Genomic DNA, 10,803 nt, shown 5'->3' with positions numbered 1-10,803 from the left:
TCTTATTTATATAGGTGTTTATCAGAAATTTCAAGAAATCTTTTTAATATCAAAATAGTTCCATATCGCATTGGGGCCGCCTAATTTCAGCAGATCAATACCATATTTGCGCATAAAAGCTTCCTTGACATGGGGGCAGCCATTGGCATATAATTCGGAATCGCGACAGGATACTTCCACTGTCATTCCTTTTTCCATGACGGTCAAATTCGCCGCCAGACGTGATTTTACAGTAATTAAAAATAGGCTCATTAGATTAATATGATTATGTTAAATTAATAAATATTTGCATAGTTAAAAAGTAATTTCAATCGTTTCATAATAAAAGAGCGTAACGATTTTGTTGAACTTCGTTAAATATACTTGGCTATAACGTCAAAGTCGGTCGCTATCAGAGATTAATAAATAAACAGGAGTGTTGAGGCAATCTAGGATTAGCGAAGTCGATCGATACAGGGAGATCCAATTGCTCAAGAATCAGTTTGAGCCACAATTGCTCTATTTCCTCTCCTACTTCAGGAAGTCTCAAAAGACTATCCAAACGATTTAAATATCGAATCACCTTGTGGCTGTCCAATACGGTGACGTGATCCCATGTCTTGGAAAATCTTAGATATTTATCGATATAAGGTTTTGCATTACTCCCTTCCAATTTCAATGGTCTGCGCAAGATCAGTCGTTTTTGGCTGAATGCATAGAAATCGAGCAATTTGATCAAAATAGGATCGTGCATGGCACCAAAGAGTACTGTATGATCGGCAAAAGCCTCCAAATGTGCATGTACGGTATTGATATCGATGGAACATATCCGATAGCTTGTTCCCCCATAAATGGGAACCGCATCGGTCATCAATGGAATAAAGGTAAAATTATCAACTACAGGGTTTCCTTGCCAATCAGACAGACAATCCAATGCTGCATAATAAATGTAACCTACACGAAGGTGAGAGTACATACCCTTGATTTGAACCAATAGGTTAAAAGCCTCAAACCCTATACTGACCAGATCCAAAGCCGACAAGGTTTCGCGATATTTATTCTCCATCTTGTTCCTTCGAAACGATAATACCTAATTCATCCAGCCGCTGATAAATATATTCCTGACGGATCAACGTGCGTTCCATTCCTGCTGCTTCATTGTACCGATCGATCAGACGATCTACATCTGATGATGCTATCACCGTATAGGCAAAGGATAGCCGTTCTTTCGGGAATATCCGATAGCTATGATCAGGCATCACGTGAAAGCTTGCACTAAAAGCTGCAACGGCCAGAGACGCGACTTTGATAAATGATCGGATTGCTTTCCATAATTCGGTCGTAATACCAGTTCCACTATTGGCCAAAATCCATTGCTCACGCGACGAGATATTCTGTTGATTCGTTTCTTTTTCCATAAAATAATTTTGTTTGGTCCAAACTTAGGCTCAGGAGCGGTCAAAGGGTGTCGCTATCTCGAAAAAAATATTTTTTTTCTCCCCCCTGGTCAAGACGACGTATTTTGTCGCTTCCTAAATCTATCTTTGTCAAAAGCTTATTTATGTCAGTAAGAAACACCATATTACGCCACAAGTTAATTATCAACAAATTGCGTCACAGACCGCTTTCCTGGCCGGAGATTGACCAGATGTTACAGTACGAATCAACATTTATTGGTGATGACTTCCACACGATCAGCCAACGTCAGTTTCAACGCGACATTGATGATATCAGGGTACTTTATAGAATCTCGATCGAAAGCGACCGTTCAAAAAAACAATACTTTATCCAGCACGACACCGAGGAATCGGAGCGGGCACTGGATGCCTTTGACATATTCAACCTGATGCGTCTGGGAGATAATGGCTCAAAGAAAATCGTCTTTGAACAGCGCAAGCCAAGGGGGACAGAATATCTGGGAGATATTGTACAGGCGATACATAATGACCTTGTGCTCTATTTCGATTACCGCAAGTACTATGAAACCGAGGTAGAACACCGAAGATTATTTCCCATCCTCCTAAAAGAAGTGCGCAACCGCTGGTATGTCATTGGGCAGGATCTGGACAAGGATAGTCTCAGGATCTTTCCCCTGGATAGGATCTTAGCACTGGAAGTGGTGAAAGCTGGAAAATTCAAGGCTCTCAAAGTAGATCCTGAAACGCTCTTCGAGCATAGTTTTGGTATTATACTTCCGCATGAAGACCAGCAAATCGAAGAAGTGATCCTCTCCTATTCTGCTTTTCAGGGCAAATATATCAGGTCATTGCCTTTGCATCATACACAGGAAATACTGGCTGACAATGAGGAGGAGCTGCGTGTAAAGCTCAACATCTACATCACGCATGATTTTGTGATGGAGCTGCTTTCGGTAGGTGCCGAAGTCAGTGTCATTGCTCCTCAAAGTCTAGCTGACAGGATGAAAGAGGAATATCTTAAATCATTACATCGGCAATCCTAACTTTCCGTCAATATGCATATCATTAAGTTAAAAGGGCAAAACGTACTCTTGTTGTCGGACACGCATGGGATGCATCGTCAACTGGATATTCCTGAGGGAATCGATATCATAATCCATTGTGGCGATATCTGCGATGCGGGCGATATGGTTCAGCTATCGGATTTCTTTGTGTGGTATGCGGGGCTTGCCATACCGCACAAAATATTTGTGCATGGAAATCATGACCTACTCTTTGAGCTGGAACCGCTACAAAGCAAAAAATTGATACCCGAAGGGATCCATTGGCTTAACGACAGTTCGGTTAGGATAAATGATATCCAGGTCATGGGCATTAGTGGTTTTCCTTTTTTTCACCACATGGAATCGGAGGTACAAATTGATATTATGGTTTCGCACTATCCGCCAGCTGGTATTTTGGACAATGGCTATGGCAGCACGGAAATCCGTGAGTTTGTATTGGAACGATCACCAAAGTACCATGTTTTTGGTCATAATCATGCGGACTACGGTAAGAAGAAGGTTAAGGCTATTCAATTTATCAACACGTCCTTGTATGAGCTGTTGAAAGGAAAGCTGTGATTAGCATGGCTATTTTAGCTCTTGTATTACTTTTTTACTAATGTTTCTCATAGGCCCGCACTATTTACGGGTATATCCAAGACAGGGGTGAAACAAATAAACGAACATAGTTTTAGAAAGCTATCATTCGAAATAACGCTTCAATTAAGTTATATTTAAATAGGAAATTACGGAAATCAATGGGGCATAATACGAAAGGTGTATTTTTGGATGATATCAGAATACCATCGGATCTGACTTACTATATATCGAAGGAAGAAATAGACCAATATCTTCTAACCGATTGGACCGTTATTCGTAGTTATCAAGATTTTGTGACCTATATATCTGAAAACGGTATTCCGTCAATCATCTCTTTTGATCATGATCTGGGAATAAATCTTGACAACACAGAAGCAGAGTCGGGGTATGACGCTGTGAAGTATATCGTGAATCTAATTATTGAACAGGAACATCGGGTTTTGCCCCAGGTATTATGTCACTCGCAAAACCCCGTAGGCAAAACAAACATCTTATCCTACTGGAACAATTTTATTAAAAGCATTGATAAAGGTTAACCAAACTTTTAGAGCTCAAATAGATAGCACCTGCATTATCCTTCGCAGACTTTTCTCGGAAAACGTCGCGCCGTATCCGCTTTGCAATTCTCTCCACAGTGTAGAGACAATTGCTTCGTCTGTAAAAACACTTGCAAACTGTATGCAATGCCTTATGCTGTTCGCTCGCCAACATACATTTTATAAAGAACTCTTGAGGAAGGACAATATCTATATCCTATTTAAAATAAACAAAAAGCCACATCTCTCGACGTGGCTTCACAACTTATATATTTGTAAGGGATGGCTCTTATTTATACGAATTGATTGATTTGGAGACTTTCCATTCATTCCCCACACGCTCCAACGTAACCAAGTCAGTCTTGGTAAAGCTCTCAAATTTCAAGGTCACTTTAGCCACCATATAGTCTGCTGACTCTTCAAGGATGTAGGTACTCACCATACAGTTTAAACGCTCACCTTTTTGCTTTTTCAAGGATTTGATAACTGCTTCACGGCTATGAGATTGTGCATTGGAAGCTTGGATTTTTTGGCTGAAGTCTTCAGCAAACAATTGTTCTACTCCTGCCGACTGGCCTTCGGTTGTTACCGCAACATAATGGTCAAGGGCAAAGTCTGCTGTAGAAAGGTTAACGTTTGCTTTTGCTGATTTTGAACCGGGTCCTTCAGCGGCCATAGCAAAAGTAGATACTGCGATTAAGGCTGCTGCTGCGAATGTTTTTACTAGCGTTCTCATAATGTCTTTATTTTATTGTGTTAGTTCTGTTGTTCTTATTTGTTGGCTCAAAACTACGACACAATACGCCCCTGGCCTATAGGCTTTAGACCAACGATCAGGAAAACTCGGTGAATGGCGGGAATGGGGAGGTGAAAGAATGCAATTTTATTTTAAGAAGCTTTGGGAAAAGTTTTCTCAATTTCAACTGGAAGTTTGGTTTATTTCTAATTATCATAATTTGTGTACCAAGATTTATTTTGGCACTTCAAGCGAACCAAAATACAGATTATCAATTTATTGTCGCCATAATATTTTGGTCATTTATCATGCCCTTTATATTTCTAAGTAGGGCGGGATTGAAAGCCATCAGTTTGTCAGGAAGCCTCCAATCATTCCGTTCTTATCGTATGGAATTGATTTCATTTGCATGTTTACTTTTCACTAAGATCAGCCTGTTGTGTACATTATAAAAATAGTAGCCAATATTAAAAATGATACCACGACCGGGACTACTGTAGACCTGCTTCTATATTTAAGATCTTTCGGAAACATAAGCCCGCGAATAAGAGATAAGCCGACTACTCCAATACCTGAAAAAAACAGCCTGATATAAAAACTACTATCAGTGATGTCCATATAGTTTCCACCTATATAATCGATAATATAAATCTGTAACAGAGTGTAGCCTATTGCAAATAACAAAGAGACAACAGCCCCCTTGATATCTTTTATTCTTAGGAAATTTAAAGCTTGGAGCACAGCGCCGAAAATAACTCCAAAAAACAGGCAAAAAAATAATATCGCGCTATTTTTATATAGTTTGATAGCATCTTCATCAGTTGTAGCTCCCTCATCCCAAGAATTCTCCTCCGCAAACTCTGCTTCTCGCTTCTGATTAATCAGCGCTTCGATCTGCTCTGATTCAGCGGGAGCAAAATCTCGCCCCCTATCTTTAAGAATCTCATAAGCATATTGAACAGCATCCGCTACTGACCTACTACCTGGTTTTATATACTTTTCGAGTTCGTTGTCTGAAAGCTTTTTGATCACACTTCTATTTACCATAATTTTCCAGTACTTAAATTAGTTACCCTTGTTATAACGATATTTACAATGACTATTAATGATCGTCTCATTGCTCACCGGAAAATATGCAGTTCGACGGCAAATTTACCTTCAAAGCAGGACATGCCGAAAGTAGTACCAAAAGTTTTTGATGATATAAGTCATTGTCCATTTAATAAGCCAATTCAAGTTATCAAAAATAATTTACTCCAATAAAACTATTTCAAATTGACTATTGTTCTTACTATATAAAACGGCTATTAGTTACCTTTCTAGAGAAAGGATCAACATAAAAATTGGCGTAGTGCAGTGAAAATCCAATTGTCTTTAAAAACATTGGATGACGAAACAAAAAAGAGGAAACGATAAGAAACATAAAAATTACTGTACAGATAAACGCTAAGAGAAAGGGTCTGATGAGAATCAGGCCCTTTTGACGTAAAAAAGCCACATCTCTCGATGTGGCTTTACAACATTTATATATTTATTTGAGATGGCTCTTATTTATATGAGTTGATTGATTTGGACACTTTCCAGTCATTGCCCTCGCGCGCTAAGGTAACCACATCTGTCTTGGTGAAGTTCTCAAATTTTAGAGTCACCTTAGCCACCATGTAGTCTGCTGATTCTTCTATGATGTCTGTGCTTACTGTACAGTTTAGTTTCTCACCTTTTTGTTTTTTTAAGGATTTGATGACTTCTTCACGGTTATGGTTTTGTGCATTGAAAGCTTGGATCTTTTGGTTGAAATCTTCGGCGAATAACTGCTCTACTCCCGCCGATTCGCCCTCAGTAGTGACCGCTACATAATGGTCCAGTGCGAAATCTGCTGTAGTAAGGTTTACGCTTGCTTTTGCTGCTTTTGATCCTGGTCCGTTAGCGGCCATAGCGAATGTTGATACTGCGATTAATGCTGCTGCTGCGAATGTTTTTACTAGTGTTTTCATAATGTCTTTATTTTGTTGTGTTAGTTTTTTTGTTCTTATTTGTTGATTCAAAACTACAACACAATAGGCCCCTAGCCTATGGGCTTTAGATCAACGATCAGGAAAACTCGGTGAATGACGGGAATGGGGAGGTTAATGGACCACTCATGGCAAAGTTCTCTTTTTTAAATTTTGCAATACAGTATTTATTTGCTTAAATTGGTATAAGAGAGATTTGTAGGAAAAAGTTGCCAATTCGAAAAATCATGGAATCAATCTTTAGAAAACTAATGTGCTGCCTAATGGTTTTTGAGGTATCATGGATATTTTTTCGCTGTATAAATGGAGGCGCTGATTCTTTTACTCGTGGGCTTTCAATTATGCTCATATCCCAAATAGCAATAGTAGTCATGACATTATCAAAACAAAAAAAGAGTAGTTCAGACGATAAGGCTACTTAAGGCTTGATATATTCTTGATAACTCTTTTTGATGTACAGGATAATATCATAGTCGGACATGTATTTTACTGTGTCAATATTCGGACGGTACAACTGCATGAAAGTTTGTAGGGAGTCACCTTTAAGGCCCGTCAAATTTTGAACCATACGCTTTGAAAAGGTGTTATCAAGATATTGCTCTTCTTCTTCCTTTATTAATTTCTGTTGTAGCTTGGATTGGGGATTACGTTTTTTTCCTAACATAGAAATTACAGAAAGCACATCAACACTAATCAGCGAGGCCGTACTATTGCTAGCTTGATTAGGGTGTCTCGGGACATTTGAAGAATAGCTTTTGGTGATGAAAATGTCTTTAAATTTGGGCTTGCTATAATTGAAGGTCTTGGCAAATTCTTCCCGAAACTTTAAGGAATCAGCCTTATAATTTCTTAAAGGATTGATCTTGACTTCATCCAACAAAATTGTTGTTCGCTCCATATATATAACCAGATTATCAAGGTTGCTATTACCAACTATATATTTTTCCTCGCGATATCCGATTGAAGAAAAGGTGATTGTATCTCCAAGCTTAATGTCTGACAATATAAATTTGCCATAGGCATCGGAATAGATATTGCGCGAAGCTAATTTGATCGAAACACCTATAAGAATATCACCCGAATGCCTATCTTTAATCGTGCCTTTCAGATCTTGTGCAGAAGATAAATTTGCGATAAAGAGCAATAGCAACAACAACCTTAGTCTACTCACTTTCAATTAGTTTTAAAATAAAAATATTATAAAACTAAACATTTAGCAAGGTGATTAACTGTTTTTAACGCATGCTGCTTTGATAATAACCACCGGCTATCCAAATAAAAAGCCACATCTCGCGATGTGGCTCTACAACATTTATATATTTGACTAAAGGCTCAGTTATTTATAGGAATGGATCGACTTGGACACTTCCCAGCTGTCGCCTTCGCGCACCAAAGTCACGAGGTCGGTCTTGGTGAAATTTTCGAACCTCATAGTCACTTTAGCGACCATGTAGTCGGCCGACTCTTCGATGATATCGGTGGTCACTTTACAGTCCAGCTTCTCTCCTTTTTGTTTTTTAAAGAATTTAACAACCGCGCTACGTCCATTGGCAGCTTCATTAGCCTTCTGGCTGAAATCTTCAGCAAACAGCTGCTCTACGCCTGCCGATTCTCCTTCGGTTGTGACCGCAACATAGTGTTCAAGGGCGAAATCTGCGGTAGAAAAGTTAATGTTTGCTTTTGCTGATTTGAAGCCTGGTCCTTCAGCTGCCATAGCGAAAGTGGATACTGCGATTAAGGCTGCTGCTGCGAATGTTTTTACTAGAGTTTTCATAATGTCTTTATTTTATTGTGTTAGTTTTTTATCTGTTCTTATTTGTTGACTCAAAACTACAACACAATACGCTCCTAGCCTATCGACTTTAGACTAACGGACAGGAAAACTCGGTGAATGGTGGGAATGGGGAGGTGAGCCTGGTTCGTATCAGATTCGTACCACGTTCGAATCATCAACAAATGATGTACAGGCGACATACAGACCCTGACCAGTCTTTGAACAGGGAAAAACTGTCCAGAGACTGTGCAACAATAGATCCATACTTGTTCCGCCCAGAAGGCTTTCCGAAGGAGGTACGAACACAACCCCAACAAAAGTTATTTAAACTCATCCCCGAATAACAAATTTTCGTAATTGATAAAATCAAAATTTTCATTTAAGGCTAGCTTTTACACAGGAAGAATACCTGGATATCTAATTTATTGGAAAGGCACTTCCCTAATCTTACAAACCTTGGAAAATACCTCATTTAGGATATTTTGAAATTGTCTTTTTTATACTTTAGATCTATTAAAAATCACCTACAATTTCATCAAATTGAGCGTTGAAATATTCACTTAGCATAGCACTATTGGAAGCTTCAATCGCAGCAAATATCTTCTTCTTATGTGGTGGTATCTTGGACTTTGCTTTGAACCAAAGCACATAGGTTTTACCTTTTTTTAACTTCTCTGCAGATTTTTGAATCACCCACGATGATTTATTATCCTCGTCTTTGAAAAGAGCCATTTTATTAAAGTAGGAAACGTCTATATCGTCAACATTTCTATCACTATCTAGCAGATAAAAACTGTCTTCTCCCTTTTCAAAGGTATGGAAATACCAATAGAGATATCCATCAATTGTAGGTGTAAACTTAAAACCTGAGTAATAGGCATCTCCAACCATCAGTGGGTTTTCATAAAATGTATACGTTGCAAAACTTTTATCCTTGGTGTTCGGCAATGTTAAATTAAAAAAGTATCTGTTGATATCAACCGCTTTGACTTTATCATAAAATACTTTTTTGTCGGCTTTGCTTTTAATTTCATTACGTTCTTTTTGAGCCTCCATCTCTTTAGCTTCCGCGTCAGCCAGTTTCAAATCTTTCGTGATTTTATCGAATAAAAACACTAGGCTGTCGGCTTTAACCTTCGTGAAATTACCAATTCGGAAGAGAATAGTTGACTTTGTCGTTTTTCCAGATTGCTCACTAGTTACCGCTTCTATTCCATCTCCTGAAAATTCATAATAACCCTGATTAAGTTTATATTTTATTTTCCCTTGAATTTTAAAAACAGATTTGGCTGTTTCAAAATCAGCATTCTTCCCTGTCAGAGTGGCGACGCTGTCCAATGAAATCGAATACCGTTGTAAATTATATTTCCCGTCAATTGTTTGGACATTTCCGCTCTTCAACAATGAGTACCAAGTTTTCAAACTCTCCTTCGCAGTGGTCATTGCCGACTGTCCATTTGTTATTGTCGTATTAAATACGTAAGCTAACAGTAATATGATTATTTTCAATGTTTTCATGGCCAATATTTTTAATCAAATAAAACCATTTTTACATCGCTATTCAATACCCCATTTAGGGTATTTTTCGAATAGGAATATTATCTACCAATGTGTTAATAATCAAACAAAGTTTTTATTTTAATACAATAAAAAACTATCTTTGCATCAAATGTCTATTTCAATTTTAGGCTTTTTGAAAATTATATATTGGTTTTTAAAGGTCCTGTACGCAGGTCTTCAACTCCAACATTGGTTTCGACGCAATCAGAAGTAATAAATCTATTGTTAGTCGTTTATTCAACGAGCCCAGGATTTAGGTCACCGACGAGTGGCCGGCGGAGTTATTACCGTTCAAAAAGATCATAGAACTGATGCCTCACGGGGCAAAATGTTAAGAAAGAAAAGATGTCAGGGGAATAGGCAAGCATATACTCCGGAAGCGTGGATAACATTATCCCCGCTTTTTTGTTTTCTGATAGGGCTTATAACGGAATACATGATCTTTTAATATCAGATATCTCTCTTTATTGAAAGTTATTTGTATATAGCGGACTAATCTCAATAAATTTATCAAATACGCCTTGTATTTCAGGTAAAATACCAGCTTTTTTAAATATTGATGCATTGTCAAAAATGGCAATGCATCAAATGCAATATTGAGATCGACCAAATCTTCATGAGCTGACACTAATTCTTTAAGCTGTTTTGATTTTCCTTAACTAAACATTCCTTTTCTAATTGAAAATACAGCAAATTTCAGATTGTAGGATCTTTTCCTCGCTCAAAATCAAATTCCTGAGATTTTTTTTAGAAATATAGCTTTCTTCTTATCAAATCTGTATAAACTCGTCGAAATCATCTGCTTTACCAAAAAGATAATTAGCGATGGATGCACTTTTTTTCACATTGTCTTCCGGTCGTACAAAAAGCTTGATATATCCGAAGAGTGAACCGCAGCCGGCAGTTTCAAATAGTGTACGGAGTCGTTGATCATGCTCAATATCATAATCTAAAAATGCAGTGACGCGGTCTATCATCAGATATTTTGCGTCTTCTTTTTCCAACCCTACGAGCTCCTTGAGCTTTGTGCCTTCGGGAGTACCTTCATTCGTCAGAAAAAGAAAGGTACGTATTACCCATTTATCACCGTGATAGCTCACCAGAAAATAGCCAACCTTGTGCCGGGCACAATAACAGGCGATGAG

Annotated in this window: 13 protein-coding genes; 3 read left to right on the top strand and 10 right to left on the bottom strand. The window is 38.2% G+C overall.

The window, feature by feature from the left end:
- Nucleotides 1–30 precede the first annotated feature (30 nt).
- The 3 genes from DCO56_RS20195 to DCO56_RS20185 form a co-directional block, all read right to left on the bottom strand.
- Nucleotides 31–252, bottom strand: coding sequence for a DUF6140 family protein (locus DCO56_RS20195; protein ID WP_108635557.1), 222 nt, complete (start codon nt 250–252; stop codon nt 31–33).
- A gap of 139 nt (nt 253–391) precedes the next feature.
- Nucleotides 392–1,045, bottom strand: coding sequence for a hypothetical protein (locus tag DCO56_RS20190; RefSeq protein ID WP_108635556.1), 654 nt, complete (start codon nt 1,043–1,045; stop codon nt 392–394).
- Nucleotides 1,035–1,397 carry a hypothetical protein gene (locus tag DCO56_RS20185; protein ID WP_108635555.1) on the bottom strand — a complete coding sequence of 121 codons (363 nt, stop codon included), beginning with the start codon at nt 1,395–1,397 and terminating at the stop codon, nt 1,035–1,037. Before DCO56_RS20185 ends, DCO56_RS20190 begins: the two co-directional genes overlap by 11 nt.
- 143 nt (nt 1,398–1,540) lie before the next feature.
- Here DCO56_RS20185 and DCO56_RS20180 point away from each other — a divergent pair, with 143 nt between their 5' ends.
- From DCO56_RS20180 to DCO56_RS20170, 3 genes are all read left to right on the top strand, one after another.
- On the top strand, nt 1,541–2,440 hold the full coding sequence (locus tag DCO56_RS20180) for a helix-turn-helix transcriptional regulator (RefSeq protein ID WP_108635554.1): 900 nt from the start codon (nt 1,541–1,543) through the stop codon (nt 2,438–2,440).
- A 12-nt stretch (nt 2,441–2,452) separates the two neighbouring features.
- Nucleotides 2,453–3,019, top strand: a complete 567-nt coding sequence (locus DCO56_RS20175) for a metallophosphoesterase family protein (RefSeq protein WP_108635553.1) — start codon at nt 2,453–2,455, stop codon at nt 3,017–3,019.
- 179 nt (nt 3,020–3,198) lie between these two features.
- Nucleotides 3,199–3,576, top strand: coding sequence for a cyclic-phosphate processing receiver domain-containing protein (locus DCO56_RS20170; protein ID WP_219929430.1), 378 nt, complete (start codon nt 3,199–3,201; stop codon nt 3,574–3,576).
- Between the two features lie 289 nt (nt 3,577–3,865).
- Here the strand turns inward: DCO56_RS20170 and DCO56_RS20165 are convergent, their stop codons facing one another.
- The 7 genes from DCO56_RS20165 to DCO56_RS20125 all read right to left on the bottom strand — a co-directional run bounded on the left by DCO56_RS20165 (nt 3,866) and on the right by DCO56_RS20125 (nt 10,758).
- Nucleotides 3,866–4,312 carry a nuclear transport factor 2 family protein gene (locus tag DCO56_RS20165; protein ID WP_108635552.1) on the bottom strand — a complete coding sequence of 149 codons (447 nt, stop codon included), beginning with the start codon at nt 4,310–4,312 and terminating at the stop codon, nt 3,866–3,868.
- A gap of 429 nt (nt 4,313–4,741) precedes the next feature.
- Nucleotides 4,742–5,359, bottom strand: a complete 618-nt coding sequence (locus DCO56_RS20160; protein WP_108635551.1) for a hypothetical protein — start codon at nt 5,357–5,359, stop codon at nt 4,742–4,744.
- Between the two features lie 500 nt (nt 5,360–5,859).
- Nucleotides 5,860–6,306, bottom strand: a complete 447-nt coding sequence (locus DCO56_RS20155; RefSeq protein ID WP_146191096.1) for a nuclear transport factor 2 family protein — start codon at nt 6,304–6,306, stop codon at nt 5,860–5,862.
- Nucleotides 6,307–6,742: 436 nt separating this feature from the next.
- A complete protein-coding gene (locus DCO56_RS20145) occupies nt 6,743–7,495 on the bottom strand; it encodes a carboxypeptidase-like regulatory domain-containing protein (RefSeq protein ID WP_181390625.1) in 753 nt (250 codons plus the stop codon).
- A 165-nt stretch (nt 7,496–7,660) separates the two neighbouring features.
- Complete coding sequence (locus DCO56_RS20140) at nt 7,661–8,098, bottom strand: nuclear transport factor 2 family protein (protein ID WP_108635547.1); 438 nt, start codon at nt 8,096–8,098, stop codon at nt 7,661–7,663.
- Nucleotides 8,099–8,611: 513 nt separating this feature from the next.
- Nucleotides 8,612–9,616 carry a hypothetical protein gene (locus DCO56_RS20135; protein WP_108635546.1) on the bottom strand — a complete coding sequence of 335 codons (1,005 nt, stop codon included), beginning with the start codon at nt 9,614–9,616 and terminating at the stop codon, nt 8,612–8,614.
- An 812-nt stretch (nt 9,617–10,428) separates the two neighbouring features.
- Nucleotides 10,429–10,758 carry a hypothetical protein gene (locus tag DCO56_RS20125; RefSeq protein WP_108635544.1) on the bottom strand — a complete coding sequence of 110 codons (330 nt, stop codon included), beginning with the start codon at nt 10,756–10,758 and terminating at the stop codon, nt 10,429–10,431.
- Between the last annotated feature and the right edge of the window lie 45 nt (nt 10,759–10,803).

It is taken from the genome of Sphingobacterium athyrii, from assembly GCF_003071065.1.
Taxonomy (GTDB): domain Bacteria; phylum Bacteroidota; class Bacteroidia; order Sphingobacteriales; family Sphingobacteriaceae; genus Sphingobacterium; species Sphingobacterium athyrii.
This window is presented reverse-complemented; position numbering and strand designations above follow the sequence as displayed.

Excerpts from the sequence above, each read along its gene's own strand:
- DCO56_RS20195 (WP_108635557.1), bottom strand. The coding sequence starts at position 252 with ATGAGCCTATTTTTAATTACTGTAAAATCACGTCTGGCGGCGAATTTG.
- DCO56_RS20190 (WP_108635556.1), bottom strand. The coding sequence starts at position 1,045 with ATGGAGAATAAATATCGCGAAACCTTGTCGGCTTTGGATCTGGTCAGT.
- DCO56_RS20185 (WP_108635555.1), bottom strand. The coding sequence starts at position 1,397 with ATGGAAAAAGAAACGAATCAACAGAATATCTCGTCGCGTGAGCAATGG.
- DCO56_RS20180 (WP_108635554.1), top strand. The coding sequence starts at position 1,541 with ATGTCAGTAAGAAACACCATATTACGCCACAAGTTAATTATCAACAAA.
- DCO56_RS20175 (WP_108635553.1), top strand. The coding sequence starts at position 2,453 with ATGCATATCATTAAGTTAAAAGGGCAAAACGTACTCTTGTTGTCGGAC.
- DCO56_RS20170 (WP_219929430.1), top strand. The coding sequence starts at position 3,199 with ATGGGGCATAATACGAAAGGTGTATTTTTGGATGATATCAGAATACCA.
- DCO56_RS20165 (WP_108635552.1), bottom strand. The coding sequence starts at position 4,312 with ATGAGAACGCTAGTAAAAACATTCGCAGCAGCAGCCTTAATCGCAGTA.
- DCO56_RS20160 (WP_108635551.1), bottom strand. The coding sequence starts at position 5,359 with ATGGTAAATAGAAGTGTGATCAAAAAGCTTTCAGACAACGAACTCGAA.
- DCO56_RS20155 (WP_146191096.1), bottom strand. The coding sequence starts at position 6,306 with ATGAAAACACTAGTAAAAACATTCGCAGCAGCAGCATTAATCGCAGTA.
- DCO56_RS20140 (WP_108635547.1), bottom strand. The coding sequence starts at position 8,098 with ATGAAAACTCTAGTAAAAACATTCGCAGCAGCAGCCTTAATCGCAGTA.
- DCO56_RS20135 (WP_108635546.1), bottom strand. The coding sequence starts at position 9,616 with ATGAAAACATTGAAAATAATCATATTACTGTTAGCTTACGTATTTAAT.